The following is a 20,454-nucleotide window of genomic DNA, read 5'->3' on the forward strand; positions in this document are numbered from 1 at the left end:
GCTGCGAGATGCTGAAACGGATCCCCCTCGTCTTCTGCCTCGTTGCCGCGCCGGCGGCGGCCGGGGCTGCATGCGACACGGCCCTTTCCGGGCTTCGGAACCAGATCGACGCGGGTTCGGTCCCGATGATGCGGCTGGCGCTGGATCGGCTCGATGCGGAGGGTTGCAATCGTCCGACCCAACGCGCGGCGGCCCGGCGGGTGGCGGGTGCCATGGCGCGCCAGGCCCAGGGTCATATCCGTGAGGGGCGGCTTGACCAGGCACAGGAGATCCTTCGGCAGGTGCCCGCGCTGCACTGGCTGGTGCAATCAAGCCGCGCGGATATCGCCATGGCGCGGGGCCAGCACGGCGAAGCCGCGAATCTGTACAACGACGCTCTGGATACATTGAGCGATCCGGCCCTCACCGTGCAGCGCCGGGAACTGGTGCCGGTGATCCGCACGATTGCACAGCTGGCCCAGGAAAACATGATGCTCGCCGGTACCATGTCCGCAACCCTGAGCCCCCGGGGCGAGCCGAGCGGCCTGATGGGCGTGCTGCAACGGGGTATAAAGCAGGAGAAAGTGCCGGTTGCCGCAGCACCGGTCGTCGGGGCCGAGACCGTGGATCGCGCCGAGCCTGAGGTCGCCGATGCCGGCGGCGCGCAGGACCGGCACGATACCGCTGAGTTGGAAACCGAACCCCGGCAGGATGCCGCGGACCACCTCACCGACCAGGCCGGACATCTCGCGTCGCCGCCCCGCGAACCGGTCTTTTCCGCCGCCGCCGAAGCGGCCAGGACGCTGCCGGGCTTTTATCTGCCGGTTCAGTTCGAATTCGATTCGGATCGCCTTGATCCTTCCGGTGTGCGCGAGGCATCGGCACTGGCCGCCTTCCTGCACAAACTCGAAATTCACAGCTTCACCCTCGTGGGCCATACCGACGAGGTCGGAAGCGCGTCCTATAATCTCGATCTGTCGTTGCGCCGTGCCCGGACTGTGCGCGCCTTCCTGGTCAGCCAGGGGATTCATGCGCGGATCCATGTGGAAGGTCGCGGCGAAGGGGATCCGCCCGAACTCAAGGGAGTCGCCCTTTACAATGACGAACAACGCCGCGCCATCGCGCGCCGGGTTGAATTGGTGGTGCCGAAAAATGCTTTCTAGACCGTATTCTCTTGCTTTTGCCGCGCTTGCGGTCATGACGCTCGCGGAACCCGCGCAGGCCAAGGAATATGGCCTGGTGGTGGGTGTGAACGAGTACCGCGCCTTCGAGGCTTGGTCACCCGACAAGCCGGCCGGTCTGTATGACCTTCAGGGTGCGGTCAACGATGCCGAGCGGATCGCCCGCGCCATGCGACGGAGTGGCGTGGACCTGCCCGATCGCCGCCTGCTTCTGGATGACCGCGCCACGAAACAGGGGTTCCTGGATGCCTGGGCGTCGCTTTTGCGGGAGGCGGCGCCGGGCGACACGCTGATCGTGACCTATGCGGGCCATGGTGGGCAGGAGCGCGAGGTTTCCGCACCGATGGACGAGGCGGACGGTAAGGACGAAACCCTGATGTTTCATGATTTTGACCCTGATCGCCCGCGCGAAGGCCGCCTCAATGATGATGAACTGCGCACCTTGCTGGAACAGGCCGCCGCCTACAACGTGATTTGGGTCATGGATTCGTGCCATTCGGCGGGGTTGTCGCGGTCTTCCTCCGCGCGCAACATTATGGGCCAGACGCGGTCGGGCGGGCTTTACGACATTCCCGACGAACCGGCGCTGACTGAAATCAAGGCCGATGCCGGGGACGAATCCGGTGACATCCTGCCCCACGTGACCCAGATCCTCGCGACCGAAACCGAAAGCAAACTGGTCCAGGAAACCCGGATCGGCGGCAAGCTGCACGGCGCGTTGTCCTATTACTTTGCCGATGCGGTGGCAGGGTCCGCCGATCTGGACGGCGACGGGATCATGACCCGCTCTGAACTGGCGGCGTTCATCGAGGATCGCGTCTTTGCCCGGATGAACCAGACACAGCAACCGCGCATCCTGCCACGTGGCGATGCCCGCCCGGTTTTCCCCGCACCGCAGACAGCGCCCCTGCCGGTTGCCGACCGGCCGTTCAGCCCTCCGAAACTGCCCGTGCATGTGATTGGCGCCGCGCCACCCGGGCTTGATCCGGGCCGAACCGAAAAGGTTGCGACCGGTGCGTTGCTGACCTTCGAGGCACAGGATGGTGTCTGGAATGTCTTCAACCACACGGGAGACCGTATCACCACCATTTCCGGCGGCGCCGAAAGGCTCGTGGCCCGCGCCACGGTCCTCGACGGGCTGGATGCGCTCAAGTCCACGGCGCTCCCGCCGGTCGGGATCGAGGCGGCCCAAAGTGTCGAGTCCCAGAAGGTCGGCAGCCTTGTCGGCTTCACCTTCTTCCCGCCCGACGAGAAGTTGCGCCACCTGACTCTCTTCAACCTCGCCAGTGACGGGACGTTGCAATACCCGCTTGCCGACGAGCACAAGCCGATCTCCATGAACGGGCACAGCCTTCTCTTTTCCGTGACGCCGCCGACCGGCGCCGATCAACTCGTGGCGGTGTTCTGCAGCCGTCCGCCGCTTGACCTGCGCGCGGCGCTCCGGCGCGGCGCGGGGCGTACCGTTTCCCCCGGACTGCTGGACGCGCTCAGTGACCAGAGTTGCCAGATCGGGCGGATCGGGCTTTTCACGGTATCCGACTGACGGTGACAACGGTGTGCGCGATATCAACCCTTGCAGGCGCCGTGCCGTCGGTGCCGGCCGGGGGCAGGACAGCGGCAAGAACCAGGGAATTGTCGGATTTCCGTTATCGGGGTATGTTGAGAAAAAATTTTGGGGGGAGGTCGCGATGCGACTGTATTTCATTCTTTGTGCGGTTCTCTTTCATGTCATGGCAATGCCTGCTGCCGCCGAACGTTATGCGCTGGTGATCGGCAACGGGGCCTATGACGAACTCGAGGATCTCCGGAACACCCATGCCGATGCCAAGGCCTATCGTGATGCCTTCAAGAGCATGGGATTCGAGACGATGTTCTTCACCGATCTCGATCTCAACGCCGCGCTTGGTGCTCTCGATGGTCTGATCGGGCGTGTGCGCCCCGGTGACGAGGTCGCTTTCGTATATTCCGGGCATGGATGGAGCGACGGACAGATCAATTACCTGATCCCCACCGATGCGCCCAAACAGGCCAGTGACCGGATGCTGAAACGATCATCCATCGCCCTGCGTGACGGGCGCTCCGGTGTTCTCGACGAGCTGGAGCGTGCCGGAGTGCGCCTTACCGTGGCGGTGATCGACGCCTGCCGTGACAACCCGTTCGATCCTGCCGAAGGAACGCGCTCAGCCTCGATGGCACGCGGGCTGGCGCCGATCTCGGCACCGCAGGGCACCTTCGTGATCTTTTCGGCCGGGGCGCGGCAACAGGCGCTTGACCGTCTCCCGGACGATCCGCCGGACGAACGCCTTTCGGTCTTCACACGGGTCTTCCTGCCGCGACTGACCAGCGGTGTTTCACTGGAGGATGCAATTTCCGAGGCACAGGTCGAAACCGCGAAGCTGGCGCTCAGGTTCAATGGCCATCAGCAGCATCCGGCCTATTACGACCAGACGCTTGGCGAGACATGTCTGCTGGAGAATTGCGACAAGCCCACGCAAACTGCGCTCGTGGTGCCCGACACGCCTGAACCGGTCGCCCCGACATTCGTTGTTGATGCCCGTGGTGGCGGCGATTACCGGAGTATCCGGCGGGCCGTGGATGCCGCGGGCAGCGGCACCCGCATCGAGGTCCGGCCGGGCCGATACACCGAGGGCGCGGATGTGGACAAGCCGCTCACGATCGTGGGTGTGGGCGACAGGGCGTCTATCGTGTGGGAAGTGGCCAATGACAACGTGATCCGCTGGACGGCGCCGGGGGGGCGTATCGAGAACCTGACGATCCGGCAAGCGGGTGGCGATAGTTTTGGCGTGGATTTCGATGGGGGCTCGGCCGAGTTCGTCGGCAATGATGCCAGTTCGCAGGGGCTGGCGATCGTCGCGATACGCAATGGCGCTGATCCCCTGCTGCGCGACAACACCCTCCACGACAGCGCCGAGGGCGGTGTTTTTGTCTATGACAACGCGCACGGGACAATCGCCGACAACGTGATCGAGCACAACACCTTCGCCGGGATCGAGGTCCGGGGTGGGTCCGACCCGACGATCCGCGACAACACGATCCGCGACGGCAAGGGTGGCGGCATATTCCTGCAGGACAATTCCGGCGGTCTGATCGAGAACAATGTGATAGAGCGCAACACCTATGCCGGCATCGAGGTCAAGAACCGCTCCGAACCCACGATCCGCGGCAACACCGTCCGTGCGGGCAAGGCCGGCGGCATCTTTCTTCAGGAAAATGCGCGCGGCCTGATCGAGGACAACGTGATCGAACAGAACGCCTTTGCCGGCATCGAGGTCAAGACGGGATCGGCCCCGACGATCCGCAACAACAAGATCCGCAACGGCAAGACAAGCGGCATCTTCCTGCAGGAGAACGCCCGCGGCCTGATCGAGGCCAACGTGATCGAGCGCAACGGCTTTTCGGGAATAGAGATAAAGACGGGATCGGCCCCGACAATCCGCAACAACAAGCTTCTGGACGGTGCCCAGAGCGGCATTTTCGTGCAGGAGAACGGGAAGGGCCTGATCGAGGGCAACGTGATCGAGCGCAGCGGCTTTGCCGGGATCTCGGTCGATACCGGCGGGGCGCCCACCATCCGTGACAACCGGATCAATGACGGCAAGGAAAGCGGTATCTTCCTTCAGGGCAAGGCCGGTGGCCTGATCGAGAACAATGTCATTGCCCGCAATGGTCTGGCAGGCATCGAGATCAAGACCGGCGCCGCGCCGACAATCCGCAACAACCGGATTCTCGATGGCAAGCAGGGCGGAATCTACCTCCAGGATAACGGCCTTGGCGTGATAGAGGACAATATCATCGAAGGCAGCACCTATGCGGGGGTCGAGATCCGTACCGGATCGGATCCCACGGTGCGCGGCAACACCATCCGAAACGGCAAGGCGGGCGGCGTGTTCGTGCATGACAACGGGCGCGGCCTGATCGAACGCAATGTCATCGACGGCAATGCCTATACCGGGGTCGAGGTCACGAAGGGCGGCGATCCCACGATCCGCGACAACACGATAACCGGCAGCGGGTATCAGGCCGTCTGGGTCTACGAGGGTGGCAAGGCCACTGTCGTCAACAACGACCTCAGGGGCAATACGTACGGCGGTTTCCGTATCGAGGCGACGGCCGGCCGCGTGTCGCGCTCGGGCAACCGCGAATAGCTGGCCCGAGCCATGATCCGATGGGGGCGTGGCGCCAGTCCCGCCGGGTCACATGACGCGGATCACGTCCTTGTCGATGGCAAGGACATAGCCCTGCCGCGCGATGTTCTTGACCAGCAGTTCGCTGACCAGCTGATTGCCAAGCGTGTCGCGCAGCCGCTTTATGCGCGTGGCACCTGCCGCCTCTTCGCAGTCGGCCGCCCTGCGTCCTGAAATCGTCGCCTCGATCTCGGCCCCGGTCAGGACATCCCCATCCATGCGCGCCTCGGCGAGCACCGAAAGCGTCTCGAGCGCCGCGTCGGTCAGCTTGAACCCCATGTTATTGAGGTAGACGGCCTTTTCCGCCCGGCTGATCAGCAATGAACTGACCTGGATCCCGGTACTTTCGATCTTGGCCACGCGGCGGTTGATCACAACCAGCATCACCAGAAAGACCAGCGAGGCGACCAACAGACCGGTGGCAAAGACCAGCAGCACGAAAATCACCATCCGGTAACTGGCCAGTGTATCGGAAAAGGCGGTGCCCGACTGGGCCAGTATCTTCAGAAGCGCGATTTCCGCATCGCCTGTCAGGTCGTCATTCTCAAGAAATATCCGCGCCACGCGTTCGTTGAACGCATTGGCATCGGGCAGATTCATGAACAGAAACACCGCCGCGACCAGCAGGATGAGAACAACGGTCAGGATCCCCACGGTCACGACACGGCTGACCGAGCGCCGGGTGTCCGTCGCCATGATCCCGTCATCGGTGGATGAGCCGTTATTCGCTCCTGACAGAAATGATCTGAATATCATTCCATCCCTTGCTCCTGAGCCTTGAAACCACATGGGGCCGGACCGCAGCCCTTGTACATGTGTTACCGGGAACCTTCATCACACCGTAGGTCAAATCGAAGGGATTGTCTCGCACGGCCTTGTATTCGGCGATACATGCCGCTTGCGCGACGGTTCCGGCAAAGGTCAGGGCCATTGCGGCCAGAAGAGAGCGCAGCGAATTTTTCATGCGCTCAAAGATGCGCCGGATGTTACCGATATTCAATATCCCGTCACTGCCGGTGGGCGTGTTATCAAATAACCGGGCGCGGTTATTGCCTGACTCCGGGCCAAGGCCGATATTTGTTTCATCAGCGCCGGCCCGCATCCGGCACGAGACTGGAACAAGATTCGAAACCTGCATTGCCTGAAAGGAAACAAACCCATGCCACGTAACTTCATTGCCATCATATTGGCAGCCGCCGTTGCCGTCACGAGCCTGAGCGCCGCCCCGGCCCGGGCAGGAAGCGATGATTTCGCCCGCGCCCTCGCCGGAGTGGCGGCTGTGGCCATCATCGGCTCTGCCATCGCGAACAACAACCGGGACGGACATGTTTCGCGTCACTATCAGCACAATTACGGTCACAAACGCTCCTACGGGTACAAGAAACGCGCCTACGGCCACAAGAAGCGCCATTACGGCCACAAGCGGCGTCATTACGGCCACAAACGCCACGGCTACAAGCGCCATGGTTACCGGAGTGGTTACAGGCATCATGGATACCGGGGCAATGGCTACTATGGCCGGTACAACCATGCAATGCGCCGCTAAGCCGTCGCCGCCGCTGGACGACCAAGGGGGAGGGGCATTCGGCCCTTCCCCTTTTCTTTGCTTTCCGGGGTATGTTGTGATTTCCCGGACCTCATGAACGGCCCCGATTTCAATCTTGAGCGCGAAGCCGCGGCGGCGGGGGCCGTCCGCGTGGCCGGTGTGGACGAGGTTGGCCGCGGTCCGTTGGCGGGCCCCGTGACCGCCGCCGCGGTCATCCTTGACCCGATGCGCATTCCACCGGGACTGGCCGATTCCAAGCGCCTCACGGCAGGACGGCGGGTGGCACTGGCGGCGCGCATAATCGCCTGCGCCGAGGTCTGCGTAGCCCATGCCAGCGTGGATGAAATCGAGGAACTGAACATTCTGCGCGCATCTCATCTGGCCATGGAGCGTGCCGTGGCCGGCTTGACCCATCCGCCATGCATGGTGCTGATCGACGGCAACGCCCTGCCGACCGGATTGCAGGTTCCGGCCCGGGCCGTGGTGCGCGGCGACACGCGCAGCGTGTCGATCGCCGCCGCGTCGATCATGGCCAAGACATGCCGCGATGCGCTGATGCGGGATCTCGCGCAGCAGTTTCCCGGCTACGGATGGGAAACCAACGCCGGATATCCGTCGCGTCACCACAGGATGGCCCTGCTAGATCTGGGGGTCACGCCTTACCATAGACGGTCGTTCAAGCCCGTCCACAATATATTGTATCAAGAAAATTAAATAACCTCCTGATTCAAAAAAGAAATTGACGGCGAATCGGCTTTGACTCATCTTGTCCCTCAACGATCAGAGCGCACAAAGCGCCGGGACAGAGGCAGAGACGATGAAAAGCACCACGGCGACGGGCGCGCAGGCGCTTCCGCTCAACACGATTCTTTCCGGCGATTGCGTCGAGGTGATGAACGGCCTTCCCGAGGCATCGGTGGACCTGATCTTTGCCGATCCGCCCTACAACCTTCAGCTTCGCGGAGATCTGCACCGCCCCGAGGGCAGCCAGGTCGATGCGGTGGATGACGCCTGGGACAGCTTTGCCTCGTTCGACGCCTATGACGGTTTTACCCGGTCATGGCTGATGGCGGCGCGGCGGGTGCTCAAGCCCGGCGGTGCGATCTGGGTCATCGGGTCCTACCACAACATCTTTCGCGTCGGCGCAATGATGCAGAACGCGGGGTTCTGGATTCTCAATGATGTCGTTTGGCGCAAGACGAACCCGATGCCGAACTTTCGCGGCAAGCGGCTGACAAACGCGCATGAGACGATGATATGGGCCTCCCGCGAGGAGGGAGCCAGATACACATTCAACTACGAGGCGCTAAAATCCCTCAATGATGGCCTGCAAATGCGCAGTGACTGGGTGCTGCCGATCTGCAACGGGCATGAGCGGCTCAAGAACGACGCGGGCGAAAAGGCGCATCCGACCCAGAAACCCGAAAGCCTTCTGCACCGCGTCCTCGTGGGAAGCAGCAACCCGGGCGATGTGGTGCTCGATCCGTTTTTCGGTACCGGCACGACCGGCGCCGTGGCCAAGATGCTGGGCCGCGATTACATCGGCATCGAGCGCGAGGCGGCCTATCGCGCGGTGGCCGAGAAACGCCTTGCCGGTGTGCGACGCTATGACCGTGACTCGCTGCAGGTTTCGGCGTCCCGCCGTGCCGCGCCGCGGATCCCTTTCGGACAACTTATAGAACGCGGTATGCTGCGTCCCGGTGAGGTGCTCACCTCGGCCAACGGCAAGTCGGCCGCCAAGGTGCGTGCCGACGGAACGCTGGTTGCCGATGGCGTGAACGGCTCGATCCACCAGGTCGGCGCGGCGCTTGAAGGCGCGCCAAGCTGCAACGGCTGGACCTATTGGTGCATCAATCGAGACGGCAAGCGGGTGCCGATCGACATATTCCGCCAGCAGATACGCGCCGAATTGGCCGAAAGGCCCAATTAGACAAGACCTTCCTCATACCTCCGGTGCCCGTGGCTTGATACGGGGCGCCTAACTTGCCCCGCTCCTCCAGGCGGGGCTTTTTTCGGGTCCGCCGAATGCCCGGGCCCGGTGGGCATGGCATGGTCTTCGGCTCTTTCGGCCCGTGTCCCGGTTACGCGGATCTCAGGCGCCGCGCGGCATCGGGTTCTCGGCGTTGTTATAGGCGCGCCAGTCGGTGATCTCGGGGTAATAAAGCTCTCGCCAGCGCCGCACACGCTTGTTCATCACCCGACGCCACACCGGCGGCACCATCGCCGCCATGGTCATGATCGGGTAGCCGTAGGGAAGTTGCGGCGCCTCTGAATGGGTATAGGTCTGCAGCAGCGGAAAGCGCCGATCCGGTTTGTAATGATGGTCCGAATGGCGTTGCAGGTTGATCAGAAGCCAGTTCGACGCCTTGTGCGCCGCGTTCCAGCTGTGCTGCGGTTTGACGTGCTCGTAGCGGCCGTCACCCAGGTGTTTGCGCGTCAGGCCGTAATGTTCGACGTAATTCACCAGTTCAAGCTGCCAGATCGCGACGCCCGCCTGCCACAGGAACAGAAGCAGGCCGGTCCCGCCACCCAGCAGGACCGCCAGCAGCAGCATGAATCCCTGCAGGGCCCAGTACCGGAAGAACGGGTTGGAAAGGTCTGTCCACGGTTTGCCCCGCCGCGCCAGCATTGCCTTTTCCGCCCCGAAGGCGGACAGCAAGGACTGCTTCAGCACCCGCGGATAGAACCGGTGAAACCCTTCGTTGTAGCGCGCTGTCACCGGATCGCGCGGGGTGCCGACGTGGCGGTGATGGACCAGAAGGTGTTCGGACCGGAAATGTGAATAGAGCACCATCGCCAGCAGCGCGTCGGCCAGGAACCGCTCACCCCGATCGCGCTGATGCATGAGCTCGTGGGCATAGTTGATTCCCACCGTCCCGGTGATCACACCCACGCCGAAGAAAAGAACGACTGTTTCCAGCGCGGAAAGATGCGCGTCGCCCGGCCCGGTCACGTACCAGATCATCCACATCAGCAGTGCGAACTGCAGCGGAGGCCAGATCAGGGTGATCGCCTTGTACCAGCTCAGGCGGGTTTCCGGCGTGTCCGGGTCGGCGTTTTCCAGGTTCAGGCCAAGCACCGCGTCGAGCGCCGAGAAGAAATACCATGTCGCAACCGGAAGCAGGATCACGGTCCAGCCGCCATGAACGGCCCCGATCACCGCCAGCGGGATCAGCAATAGCGACATCCAGAAGGGCATGGCATCGCCGATGGCGCCGGTGCGTTTTGAGAAAGCGGAAGAAGAGGTCATGGGAACACTCCGGAGATTCAGGGGCGATTGCGCCCGTCCCGATCATCATTTTCCAGCCTCGGATGCGCAAGGTCAAACACCTTGCGCATCACCGTGGGCAGTTGTGCGGGGCTGAAACGCGCAGGAGGGACGAATTCCCCGAATTCGGCCCGGGCGCCGACGGGAACCCGCGCCGTTTCGATGCGCAGGCGCAGGTGGAAATGCGTGAATGTGTGGCGCGCTTCGGCGGGAAGGGGCGACCAGTCAGCCTTCAGGGGCGGGGCTGGAACGGGCTCGGTGTCCTCGGTCCACGTGCTGCCGGGCCAGCCCAGCATGCCACCCAGAAGGCCCTTTTCTGGCCGTCGCTCCAGCAGCAGGGCGCCGTCCTCGCGGAGCGCAACATAGGCGATGCCGTGGCGCACAGGCTTGGGTGTCTTCGGTTTTTTGGCAGGCAGCCCGGCGGCGGTGCCGGCCCTGTGTGCTGCGCAGGCCGGTTGCCAGGGGCATATCCCGCAGGCCGGGGCGCGCGGCGTGCAGATCGTGGCCCCCAGGTCCATTACCGCCTGTGCATAATCGCCCGGCCGCCTGCCTGGGCTCAGCGCGGCGGCAGCCGCTGTCAACTCGGGTTTGGCGCCGGGCAGGGGCGCACGGATATCGTGCAGACGCGCCATTACCCGTTCCACGTTTCCGTCTACGACCGTTTCCGGCCGGTCGAATGCAATGGCGGCGATCGCGGCCGCGGTGTAGGGTCCGATGCCGGGCAATTCCTGCAGGCCGGGGCGGGTATCGGGGAACCTTCCGCCATGATCTTCCGCGACGATGCGCGCGCATTTCAGAAGGTTGCGCGCCCGTGCATAATATCCCAGCCCGGCCCATTCGCCCATCACGTCCGCGTCTTCGGCTGCCGCCAGTGCATCGACATCGGGCCAGCGTTTCGTGAAGCGCGCGAAATACCCCTTCACCGCCGCAACCGTGGTCTGCTGCAGCATGATCTCCGACAGCCACACGGCATACGGATCGGGGCGCGCCCCCGCCGCCCGCGCTGAAGGCCCCACACGCCACGGAAGATCGCGGGCATGGGTGTCATACCAGTCCAGAAGGGTCTCGGGCAGCGGTGCATCACGCATTCTTTATTCCCGGAAATGGGGATGGGGGGCTGGCAAGCGCGGTCATAACTCTTAAACTATATATCCTGAACAGGAGTCCATGGATGACCGGGCGCAAGGCCACCACCAAGGGGTTCGCACGGACCTCGACAGTGCTCAGGGAACGGATCCGGCGCGCCTCGGAAAGCCGCGGGTTTGCCGTGTCGCGCCTGCTCACCCACTGGCCCGAGGCCGTCGGCCCCGAAATCGCCAGCATGGCCAGACCCGTTGATATCGGATACGGGCGGCAAGGGTTCGGCGCCACGCTCACTGTGCTGACCACCGGGGCGCAGGCGCCGCTTCTGGAAATGCAGAAGGAAACCCTGCGCCAGCGTGTGAACGCGGTCTACGGATACAACGCCATCTCGCGGGTGCGCATCACCCAGACATCGGCATCCGGTTTCGCCGAGGGGCGTGCGGATTTCGATCACCGTCCCGGACGGGCAAAATCCGGCACCGCGCCGGATCCGCAAACCACCAAGGCGGCGGCGGACCTCGCCGCGCCGGTCGAAAATGAAAATCTGCGCCGGGCGCTTGAAGACCTGGCCCGGAACGTTCTATCCAAGACCCGACAATGACCCGAAAGGTGCCGAAAATGTCCAGACTGATCCTCGCCGGGGCTGCCGCCCTCGGCCTTGCCGCCGGCGCCGCCTTCTGGCTGTCGGATGCCCGCGCGCCAGCCCCGGACACGGCGCTTGCCCTGCCGGGTGCGGCCAATGCGCAGGAAGCCGATGCCGAGCCAGCCGGCGAGGCTCCCGAGATCACCGAAATGACCATGGGGCCGGACGATGCGCCACTGACTTTCATCGAGTATGCCAGTTTCACCTGCCCGCATTGCGCAAGCTTCCATCAGGACCAGTTCAAGAAGCTCAAGGCGGATTACATCGACACCGGGAAGATCCGCTTTGTTTATCGCGATGTCTATTTCGACCGTTTCGGCCTCTGGGCCTCGATGGTTGCCCGCTGCGGCGGCGAGGGCCGTTTTTTCGGCATAACCGACATGATCTACGAACAGCAGAAGGACTGGATCGCCGGCGGCGATCCCGTGCAGATCGCCAACAATCTGCGCCGGATCGGCAAGGTTGCCGGGCTTGAATCCGACACTATCGAGGCGTGCCTCAACGACGAGGCCAAGGCCAAGGCACTGGTCGCGTGGTTCCAGGAAAACGCCGAAGAGGACAACGTGAATTCCACGCCGACGCTGATCATCGGCGGCGAAACCTATTCGAACATGGCCTATGACGAGCTTTCGGCGATCATCGACGAGAAGCTGGCCGGGGAATGACCACCACGCTTGACGGTCTGAAGGTCGTCGAACTGGCGCGTATCCTGGCCGGTCCCTGGGCTGGCCAGACGCTTGCGGATCTCGGCGCGGAGGTGATCAAGGTCGAAAGCCCCGATGGGGACGATACCCGCAACTGGGGTCCGCCCTTCATCGACCGCGAAGATGACCGGTCGGCGGCCTATTTCCATTCCTGCAACCGCGGCAAGGCCAGCATCACCTGCGATTTCCGCACCCCGCAAGGGCAGGAACAGGTGCGCGACCTGATCCGTGGCGCCGATGTGGTGATAGAGAATTTCAAGCTTGGCGGGCTGGCGAAATACGGGCTGGATTACGAAAGCCTGGCGCAGATCAACCCGGGTCTCATCTACTGTTCGATCACCGGCTTCGGGCAGGACGGGCCCTATGCGCATCGCGCCGGGTACGATTACATCATCCAGGGTATGTCGGGCCTGATGTCGATCACCGGTGCGCCGGACGGACAACCCACCAAGGTCGGCGTGGCGATCACCGATATCTTCACCGGGGTCTATGCCACAACCGCGATCCTGGCCGCGCTGCACCGGCGCCACGCCACCGGCACGGGACAGCACATCGACATGGCCCTGTTCGACGTGGCGGTTGCGGTGACAGCCAACCAGGCGATGAATTACCTTGCCACCGGGACACCCCCCTGCCGACTGGGAAATTTCCATCCCAATCTTTGTCCCTATCAGGTGTTCGACTGCTCTGACGGCCACATCATCATCGCCACCGGCAATGACCGGCAGTATGGGCGCCTTTGCGAGCTTCTGGGACGGCCGGACCTGGCCGAAGCGCCGGATTACCGCAGCAATGCCGACAGGGTCGCCAACCGCGAACGGCTTTCCGCGCTGTTGACAGAGGCCACGCGGCGCTTTTCGCGGGCCGATCTTCTGGCCACCTGCGAGGCCGAGGGGGTGCCCGCCGGACCCATCAACGACATGGCCGAGGTGTTCGACGATCCGCAGGTCAAGGCACGCGGCCTGAAAGTATCGCCGGGGGGCGTGCCCGGGGTGCGGGCGCCATTCCGTTTTTCCGATGCCGATCTCGCGCTTGAGCGCCCGTCCCCGAAACTGGGCGAGGACGGCTGAGATACGCCCCGCCGGTCACTCCGCCAGTGCCCCGGTGAGCGCGGCGTGCAGGACCGGCCCCGCGGCCACCACACCGTTCACCTTGGGCACCGGGTTGTTGAACCTGAGCGGTCCCGCCCGGCGGTCCGATACCTGTGCGCCCGCCTCCCGCAGGATAAGCTCCCCCGCCGCCACGTCCCATTCCCAGCTGTCACGCAGCGTCATCATCGCGTCGTAACGCCCCTCTGCCACGAGGCTCAGCCGGTAGGCCAGCGACGGCCGGTAGGCGCGGCTCAGCTCGGGCACCGCCCCGCGCCAGTTATGCGCGTCGTAACTGGGTTTCGCCGCCAGAACATGCGCGCCGGTCAACTCGGTCCGGGCCGTCACCCGGATGGGCCGGCCGTTGAGGGTGGCCCCCCGGCCCGCCGCGGCGGCATAAAGCTTGTCGAGCCTTGGAAGATGGATTGCCGCCGCGATCACCCGCCCGTGTTCGACCACCGCAAGCGCGTGTGCCCATGCACGTCCGCCACCGATGAACTCGCGCGTGCCGTCGATCGGATCGACGATGAACACCCTGTCGGAGGCCAGCCGCGCCGGTCCGTCGGTGCTCTCTTCCGACAGCCAGCCATAGCCGGGTCTTGCGGTGCGCAGACGTTCGGCCAGAAGCATATCGACCGCCAGGTCGGCCTCGGTCACAGGGCCGGCACCGCCGGGCTTGTCCCAGCTTTGCGCGCCGTTTTCGGCAAAGCGCAACCCGATTTCTCCCGCCGCCCGCGCCGCCCCGGTCAGCAGGTCCAGATCGTCATCCACCTGCAAGCGTCATCCCCTCAACCAGAAGCGAGGGCACGACCCGCGTCAGGTGCGGGCGCGCGTCATTGGCAGCAGTCATCCGGCGCAGCATTGCGGGCAGGCTGCCGGCGATGGTGCATTCATTGACCGGAAAGGCGATTTCGCCGTTTTCCACCCAGAACCCGGCCGCTCCGCGGGAATAATCGCCTGTATTCGGGTTTATGGTGCTGCCGATCAACGAGGTGACCAGAAATCCGGTGCCCATTTCCGCGATCAGGTCGTCCCGGCTGTGCGTGCCCTGTGTCAGCGCCACGTTCCAGCTTGCCGGCGAGGGCGGGGCAGATGTGCCGCGTTGCGCGTTCCCGGTCGAGGCAAGGCCCAGCTTGCGCGCCGTGGCCAGGTCGAGCACCCAGCCCTTCAGGATGCCGTCGCTCACGATCTCGCGGCGCCGCGCTTGCAATCCTTCGGCGTCGAAGGGCCGCGATCCGAAGGCGCGTTTGCGGCGTGGATCCTCGATCAGGGACAGACCGTCACTCAGCACCGGCGTGTCCATGCGGCCGATAAGCCATGAGGCCCCGCGCGCCACCGACGAGCCATTCGCCGCCACCAGCAGATGCCCGATCAGGGAGGCCGAGACGCGTTCGTCGTAAAGAACGGGCCAAGCCCCGGTGGGCGGACGCCGTGGCGAAATCCGCTCGGCCGCCCGCTGCCCGGCAAGAACGCCTATTTCGGTGGCGCCGCGCATGTCGGTGCGGAATACGCGGGCGTCCCCGTCATGATCGCGCTCCATCCCGGTGCCCTCCCCGGCGATGGCCACGCAATGCAGCGAATTCTCGCTGCGCGCAAAGCCGCCGGAAAACCCGTTGGTGGCCGCCATGTGGATCTGGCGGCGCCCGTGACCGGCACCGGCCTGCTGCACCTGGGTGACGCCCGGCACCGCAAGCGCCGCGGCCTCGGCTTCCAGGGCGTCGCGTTCCAGCGCCTCAGGCGCGGGCTCGGGCGTATCCTCGGACATTTCCAGAGGGCCGGGATCGCGGTCCGCGCAGAGCTCCGAAGCGTCGGCCAGCCCCGCATGAGGATCCTCGGGAGCTTCACGCGCCATGGTCACGGCACGCTCGGCCAGCGCCGCCAGGGTTTCCCGCCGCGTGTCCGATGCCGAAACGCAGGCCTGCCTCCCGCCGATCAGCACCCGCAGGCCAAGATCGGTGGCTTCGGCGCGCTCGGCTTCTTCCAGTGTCCCGGCGCGCACCCCCACGCTTACCGAGCGACCGGAGACGGCGATCGCGTCGGCGGCTTCGGCCCCGGCCATTCGGGCCTCGGACAGAAGTGCGCCGGTCAGGTCTTCGAGAGTGTCGGTCATGCGCGCGGGCCTTTCACTGTTGCCCGCTTCAGGTAGACCGCACGCTCCCGCCGTGCAAGCCCGCGCCGCCGCCACGCGGTGCGCAAGCAGACAGTCGTGTGCGCGAAAGACGGGTTCCGGGACCGCCGCCCCAAGAAATCGCGGCGGCGGTCTTGTCACCCTCGTGGCATCACTTCAGACGCTGTCCATTGGCGAGCACCTGCTTGTCCTCTGTAAACTCGATTTTCGACGTCAGCGTGTCGGGTGCGTCTCCAGGTACCGCGAAAAGGCCCATCATCATGCGCATCCCGTTGGCCTGTTCCTCCGGCATCAGTCCCATGCCCACCAATGTGTCCAGCAGGGTGTTGCCGCCTGTCAGGCTGAGATTCACCTCTCCGATCGGGGCCGGGACACCGTCGTAGCTTTCCAGATCGGTATTGTCGAAAGTGAAGGCGCCCTCTCCGGTCAATTCGGCCCCCACGGCCCTCAAGACCAGCGACTCCAGGTTCAATGAGTGAAGTTCGCCGGGGGCGTCGCCTTCGTCCAGCGCCTCCATCTGTGCGGTATCCAGAAGATCGCTGGTCAGGCGGGCCTCACCCGACATCTCGATTTCAACGGTCGCCGGATCGCGCGGCAGCTCCTCGTCCGGGTCGAAGATGCCCCAGATCATTTCGGACATGGTGAACCCGTCCAGAAGCGCCGTGATCCCGAATTCCTGCGGTTCGTCGGATTTCGACACCGGCATCAGAAGCTCGTAGCCAAAGGACTCGGCCGCCGCCTCCAGCGGAATCGGAACCTCGCTCCCCGCAAGCTGGAGTGTCAGATTGGCGATGCCGGCTCCGTAGAAGAGTTCACTTTCGCTGATTGCCATCTCGAGGGTGCCGCCGTCGCTGGTGGTGGCGCCCTGCATGGTCTCGTCATCTTCCTGGAAGCTGAAGTTCATCTGCCCCGGTCCGGTCTCGTAACCGGCTTTCACGGCAAATCCCGCGCGGGTCGCCGCCGCCATGTCCTCAAGATCGACATCCATCGGCACGGCCGCCTCGGCCTTGGCCTGCAGGCTTTCCATGCCGCCTTCGAAGATAAGGCGTCCGTCGCCGCCTTCGGGGTCGTTGATGTCCAGCATATATGTGATCTGCCCGGTGGATACCTTCTGCGCAAGTTCCCGCACGGTATCGCCGCGAACCTGCGTCAGACCGCTCAGGTTGGTCACGTCAATCCCGGCCCGGCCGATATCCAAGGGTTCGTCCTCGACCACCAGGTCGACCAGGGCCAGCGACAGGCCGGCGGCGCTGTAGGTGTAGGTCATGTCACCGGGGGCGCCGGATACCACCATGGAAAATCCGGTGGTCCTCTGCTCCAGTGTGATATCGGCCTCTTCCACGTCCGGGCCGGCCACGTTGATGACGATCGGCATCTCGGAGGGAAGATCCACGGCAACCGTTCCGTCGCCCCTCTCTGTCAGGGTAATGTCCCCCAGAGAGACGGTGACAGTGGATTGGTCCTCGGGCACGTCCATGCGCATCGAGATATCCGAGATCGTCAGGACGCCATCGACCATCTCGCGGCTGGTTTCCAGGCCGTAGCCAAAGCTGGTCAGATAGGATGTCCAGTTGGCCCAGACTTCCTCGGCGGTGACATCGGCGAGGGCCGGCTGCGCCGTCGCCGAAATGGCGATCAGCGTGCCCGCGGCAACGGTGTTGCGGAAATATTTCATGGCAATCCCCTTTCCAGGTAAATTCTCGGACGCAGCTTCATCCCATGAGAGTTTGCGGTCAAGTGGCCTTGTGGGTGGACCCGCTCCGCCACCGGCGCTACCAAGGGCAACAGGAAACCGGGAGACCCGTCATGAGCATGCAGGACAAGACCGTCTTGATCACCGGCGCGAGCCGCGGCATCGGCGCTGCCGCCGCCCGCGAATTCGCCGCGGCCGGAGCCCAAGTCGCCCTTGCTGCCCGCAATGGCGAGGCCGTGGCCGCGCTTGCCGGGGAAATCGGCGAGCAGGCCATTGCCATCCCCTGTGACGTGTCCCGCTACTGGGAAGTGGAGGGCGCCGTGGCCGCCTGCCTGAAAGCCTTCGGCCGGCTGGACGCGCTGATCGGCAATGCCGGTGTGATCGAACCGATCGCGCCCTTGTCCGCGGCCGACCCCGGGTCGTGGGGGCAACTCATCGACGTGAATCTAAAGGGCGTCTTTCACGGAATGCGCGCCGCGATGCCGGTGATGCAGGAGGCCGGAGGCGGTACCATCATCACCGTCAGCTCAGGGGCCGCGCATCACCCGCTCGAAGGCTGGAGTGCCTATTGCGGCTCCAAGGCCGGGGCCGCGATGCTGACCCGGAGTGCCCACCTGGAAGGGCAGGCGCACGGTCTGAGGGTGATGGGCCTGTCGCCGGGTACCGTGGCCACCGACATGCAGCGGACGATCCGGAAAAGCGGGGTCAATCCGGTCAGTGAACTGGACTGGTCCGAACATATCCCGCCCGAATGGCCGGCAAGGGCGCTCCTGTGGATGTGCGGGCCCGGGGCTGATGCCCATCTGGGCGAGGAATTGTCGCTGCGCGATCCTGAAATCCGCGCCGGGGCAGGGCTCGAATGATCCGGCTCGACCGTGAGGGCGGACTCTGGACGGTAACCATAGACCGTCCCGACAAGGCCAATTCGCTGACCGCCGCGATGCTTGCAGAACTGGCCGACATCGCCGAAGCCGCCCATGAGTCGCGGGCATTGGTCCTCACCGGCGCAGGAAAGGTCTTTTCTGCCGGCGCCGATCTGGACGCGGCCCGTGCCGGCCTTGCTACCAGCCCGGACTGGGAGCGTCTGTCGGGGGCGATCGCAAGGCACCCCGGACTGACTGTCGCGGCCCTGAACGGCACGGTTGCCGGAGGGGCGATGGGAATGGCGCTGGCATGTGATCTGCGGGTGGCGGCGCCCGGTGCAAAGGCATTCTATCCGGTGATGAAGCTTGGATTTCTGCCGCAACCCTCTGATCCGTCGCGGCTTGTCGCGCTCGTGGGGCCTGCCCGGGCGAGGATGATCCTGATGGCGGGACAGAAGATCGATGCCGAAACCGCGCTTTCCTGGGGTCTCTTCGATCGGATCGTGCCCGATGACGACGGCGATGTTCTTGAGGTGGCGGTGTCGCTTACCGCTGACACGGTCGCCGCACCACCCGAACACGCCACCGCGATCAAGCGGCTGATCGGCTGATCGCCGCCGACCGGTTCGAAAGCATTGTCCTCAGGCCTGCGTGATCCAGTCCCGCGCCGTGCCAAGTTCGTCCATGCCGAACGTCCGCAGCCTTGTCGGAAGCAGTGCGCCTGCTGCTTTCGAGACCGGTCCGATCCAGCCGATATCCGATACCACCGCCACGTGGCTGATATGCCGCACATTGCGGAAATCGAATTTCAGCCCTTCCCAGATCAGCGACGGATCATACCCGCCGAAACTGTCCACGATCTCAAGCAATTTCACGGTGCCGTGCCGGTCAATGAACTCCTGAAGCGGCATCACCGCGCGATCGTATTCCTCGGTGGTGATCTTCCCGCCGACACGGATTTCTGCGACCCGGGTGTCATCGTCTTCGTGATAGGCAATCGTCATCTCGGCTCCCCCTTCGCACAGCAACAGCCTACACGGTTTTCCGTCGCGACCAAAGCCGCGATACCCGTTCCCGCTAGGCCCGCGAGACGCCCGGACACGGGCGACGAGCATACCCGCCATTCGCGGTCATGCGGGCGATGGCCGAAGAGTTTCCGGCCGTGCCCGGAATCCCCTTGAAAACCCAGGTTCAAGTTCTTCGGACTGTTCAGATTTCAGTCCAGGCGCCGGGCCTCGTCCAGCAGCATCACCGGAATGCCGTTGCGGATCGGGAAGGCCAGGCCCGCAGCCTCGCTGATGAGTTCCTGCGCCTGCGCGTCGTACCGCAGCACGGACTGTGTCTGCGGACATACAAGAGCCTCCAGCATGCGGCGGTCGAACGGGGTGTCGCAAGGCTGTTCACTCATTGCATGATCTCCTCGTCATCCCCGCCGCGGAGGGCATATTCTATCAGGGTTACAAGAGTTTCACGCCGTGTTGTCAAGGACGGGGCCTCCAGGAGGGCCTGCTTGTCCTCGGGCTCGAACCCAAGCAGCATGGACAGTGAATTGATCAGCAGTTCGTCATCGGCCTGCTCCAGGGTTTCCCAGTCGCTCTGCAGTTCGCGCGCCGAGAAGTATCTGGACAGCAGGTTCAGGAAGCTTTCTCGGTCGAACCCGGGATCCGTATCGGTCGGGCCAAGATCCCGCTCAAAGCCCGACCACGATGCGTGGACCCTCCGGTATGGCGTAAACCCTTCGGTTTCCTCGCAGACCCGGAATCTTGAAATTCCGGTAAGCGTGATCATGTACCGCCCGTCCTCGGTCTCCGAGAATTGCGTCACCCGTCCCGCGCATCCGATCGAGTGGAGGCCATTGCCCGCCCGCCCGGGCACCTCGTTGGGTTGGATCATCCCGATCAACCGCTCGCGCGTCTTGAGCGCATCCTCCAGCATCGCCAGGTAGCGCGGCTCGAACAGGTGCAACGGCAACCGCGACCGGGGCAGCAGAAGCGCCCCGGGCAGTGGAAAAACCGGAATGATCTCAGGCAGATCGGCTTTATTGAACATGCCCCTGACCTAGCCCGCACGACC

The 20,454-nt window shown here is 64.1% G+C and carries 21 protein-coding genes; 11 read left to right on the forward strand and 10 right to left on the reverse strand.

What is annotated here, in order from left to right:
* Window positions 1-8 precede the first annotated feature (8 nt).
* From DQW77_RS18330 to DQW77_RS03095, 3 genes are all read left to right on the forward strand, one after another.
* Window positions 9-1,142: an OmpA family protein gene (locus DQW77_RS18330; RefSeq protein WP_220124941.1), complete on the forward strand. Its 1,134-nt coding sequence runs from the start codon at window positions 9-11 to the stop codon at window positions 1,140-1,142.
* Window positions 1,132-2,703: a caspase family protein gene (locus DQW77_RS03090; protein ID WP_181711187.1), complete on the forward strand. Its 1,572-nt coding sequence runs from the start codon at window positions 1,132-1,134 to the stop codon at window positions 2,701-2,703. The genes DQW77_RS18330 and DQW77_RS03090 overlap by 11 nt, the downstream gene beginning before the upstream one ends.
* A gap of 145 nt (window positions 2,704-2,848) precedes the next feature.
* On the forward strand, window positions 2,849-5,326 hold the full coding sequence (locus tag DQW77_RS03095; protein ID WP_147094921.1) for a right-handed parallel beta-helix repeat-containing protein: 2,478 nt from the start codon (window positions 2,849-2,851) through the stop codon (window positions 5,324-5,326).
* A 48-nt stretch (window positions 5,327-5,374) separates the two neighbouring features.
* On the opposite strand, the gene DQW77_RS03100 is transcribed toward DQW77_RS03095, so the two are convergent.
* Window positions 5,375-6,061 carry a hypothetical protein gene (locus tag DQW77_RS03100; RefSeq protein WP_113256719.1) on the reverse strand — a complete coding sequence of 229 codons (687 nt, stop codon included), beginning with the start codon at window positions 6,059-6,061 and terminating at the stop codon, window positions 5,375-5,377.
* Window positions 6,062-6,086: 25 nt separating this feature from the next.
* Window positions 6,087-6,503, reverse strand: a complete 417-nt coding sequence (locus tag DQW77_RS03105) for a hypothetical protein (RefSeq protein WP_147094922.1) — start codon at window positions 6,501-6,503, stop codon at window positions 6,087-6,089.
* 21 nt (window positions 6,504-6,524) lie between these two features.
* Here DQW77_RS03105 and DQW77_RS03110 point away from each other — a divergent pair, with 21 nt between their 5' ends.
* The 3 genes from DQW77_RS03110 to DQW77_RS03120 all read left to right on the forward strand — a co-directional run bounded on the left by DQW77_RS03110 (window position 6,525) and on the right by DQW77_RS03120 (window position 8,841).
* On the forward strand, window positions 6,525-6,911 hold the full coding sequence (locus DQW77_RS03110) for a hypothetical protein (protein ID WP_113256721.1): 387 nt from the start codon (window positions 6,525-6,527) through the stop codon (window positions 6,909-6,911).
* 93 nt (window positions 6,912-7,004) lie between these two features.
* Window positions 7,005-7,625 carry a ribonuclease HII gene (locus DQW77_RS03115; RefSeq protein WP_113256722.1) on the forward strand — a complete coding sequence of 207 codons (621 nt, stop codon included), beginning with the start codon at window positions 7,005-7,007 and terminating at the stop codon, window positions 7,623-7,625.
* A gap of 103 nt (window positions 7,626-7,728) precedes the next feature.
* A complete protein-coding gene (locus DQW77_RS03120; protein ID WP_113256808.1) occupies window positions 7,729-8,841 on the forward strand; it encodes a site-specific DNA-methyltransferase in 1,113 nt (370 codons plus the stop codon).
* A gap of 162 nt (window positions 8,842-9,003) precedes the next feature.
* On the opposite strand, the gene DQW77_RS03125 is transcribed toward DQW77_RS03120, so the two are convergent.
* On the reverse strand, window positions 9,004-10,161 hold the full coding sequence (locus tag DQW77_RS03125) for an alkane 1-monooxygenase (RefSeq protein WP_113256723.1): 1,158 nt from the start codon (window positions 10,159-10,161) through the stop codon (window positions 9,004-9,006).
* A gap of 17 nt (window positions 10,162-10,178) precedes the next feature.
* Window positions 10,179-11,267, reverse strand: coding sequence for an A/G-specific adenine glycosylase (gene mutY, locus DQW77_RS03130; RefSeq protein ID WP_113256724.1), 1,089 nt, complete (start codon window positions 11,265-11,267; stop codon window positions 10,179-10,181).
* 83 nt (window positions 11,268-11,350) lie between these two features.
* Between mutY and DQW77_RS03135 the strand changes: the two genes are divergently transcribed.
* Genes DQW77_RS03135 through DQW77_RS03145 form a run of 3 tightly spaced genes read left to right on the forward strand, consistent with a single transcriptional unit; the run spans window position 11,351 to window position 13,679 of the window.
* Window positions 11,351-11,863 (forward strand): DUF721 domain-containing protein, encoded by a 513-nt coding sequence (locus tag DQW77_RS03135; protein ID WP_113256725.1) that lies wholly within the window; start codon window positions 11,351-11,353, stop codon window positions 11,861-11,863.
* A 17-nt stretch (window positions 11,864-11,880) separates the two neighbouring features.
* Window positions 11,881-12,570 carry a DsbA family protein gene (locus DQW77_RS03140; protein ID WP_113256809.1) on the forward strand — a complete coding sequence of 230 codons (690 nt, stop codon included), beginning with the start codon at window positions 11,881-11,883 and terminating at the stop codon, window positions 12,568-12,570.
* Window positions 12,567-13,679 carry a CaiB/BaiF CoA-transferase family protein gene (locus DQW77_RS03145; protein WP_113256726.1) on the forward strand — a complete coding sequence of 371 codons (1,113 nt, stop codon included), beginning with the start codon at window positions 12,567-12,569 and terminating at the stop codon, window positions 13,677-13,679. The genes DQW77_RS03140 and DQW77_RS03145 overlap by 4 nt, the downstream gene beginning before the upstream one ends.
* Window positions 13,680-13,694: 15 nt before the next feature.
* Here DQW77_RS03145 and DQW77_RS03150 read toward each other — a convergent pair whose 3' ends face one another.
* From DQW77_RS03150 to DQW77_RS03160, 3 genes are all read right to left on the reverse strand, one after another.
* Window positions 13,695-14,474 carry a 3'(2'),5'-bisphosphate nucleotidase CysQ gene (locus tag DQW77_RS03150; RefSeq protein ID WP_258523652.1) on the reverse strand — a complete coding sequence of 260 codons (780 nt, stop codon included), beginning with the start codon at window positions 14,472-14,474 and terminating at the stop codon, window positions 13,695-13,697.
* Window positions 14,461-15,807: a TldD/PmbA family protein gene (locus tag DQW77_RS03155; RefSeq protein ID WP_113256727.1), complete on the reverse strand. Its 1,347-nt coding sequence runs from the start codon at window positions 15,805-15,807 to the stop codon at window positions 14,461-14,463. Before DQW77_RS03155 ends, DQW77_RS03150 begins: the two co-directional genes overlap by 14 nt.
* A gap of 169 nt (window positions 15,808-15,976) precedes the next feature.
* Entirely contained in the window at window positions 15,977-17,500 is a 1,524-nt protein-coding gene (locus DQW77_RS03160) for a hypothetical protein (RefSeq protein ID WP_113256728.1), read from the reverse strand.
* Window positions 17,501-17,631: 131 nt separating this feature from the next.
* On the opposite strand from DQW77_RS03160, the gene DQW77_RS03165 reads away from it, so the two are divergent.
* Together DQW77_RS03165 and DQW77_RS03170 are read left to right on the forward strand one after the other, a co-directional pair.
* A complete protein-coding gene (locus tag DQW77_RS03165; RefSeq protein WP_113256729.1) occupies window positions 17,632-18,381 on the forward strand; it encodes an SDR family oxidoreductase in 750 nt (249 codons plus the stop codon).
* On the forward strand, window positions 18,378-18,992 hold the full coding sequence (locus DQW77_RS03170) for an enoyl-CoA hydratase/isomerase family protein (protein ID WP_113256730.1): 615 nt from the start codon (window positions 18,378-18,380) through the stop codon (window positions 18,990-18,992). Before DQW77_RS03165 ends, DQW77_RS03170 begins: the two co-directional genes overlap by 4 nt.
* Before the next feature lie 30 nt (window positions 18,993-19,022).
* On the opposite strand, the gene DQW77_RS03175 is transcribed toward DQW77_RS03170, so the two are convergent.
* The 3 genes from DQW77_RS03175 to DQW77_RS03185 all read right to left on the reverse strand — a co-directional run bounded on the left by DQW77_RS03175 (window position 19,023) and on the right by DQW77_RS03185 (window position 20,430).
* Window positions 19,023-19,385, reverse strand: a complete 363-nt coding sequence (locus DQW77_RS03175) for an STAS/SEC14 domain-containing protein (RefSeq protein WP_181711188.1) — start codon at window positions 19,383-19,385, stop codon at window positions 19,023-19,025.
* A 212-nt stretch (window positions 19,386-19,597) separates the two neighbouring features.
* On the reverse strand, window positions 19,598-19,789 hold the full coding sequence (locus tag DQW77_RS03180) for a Trm112 family protein (protein WP_113256732.1): 192 nt from the start codon (window positions 19,787-19,789) through the stop codon (window positions 19,598-19,600).
* On the reverse strand, window positions 19,786-20,430 hold the full coding sequence (locus tag DQW77_RS03185; RefSeq protein ID WP_113256733.1) for an LON peptidase substrate-binding domain-containing protein: 645 nt from the start codon (window positions 20,428-20,430) through the stop codon (window positions 19,786-19,788). The genes DQW77_RS03180 and DQW77_RS03185 overlap by 4 nt, the downstream gene beginning before the upstream one ends.
* Window positions 20,431-20,454: the final 24 nt, after the last annotated feature.

Origin of the sequence: Roseovarius sp. TE539 (genome assembly GCF_003298505.1) — a bacterium.
GTDB lineage: Bacteria > Pseudomonadota > Alphaproteobacteria > Rhodobacterales > Rhodobacteraceae > Roseovarius.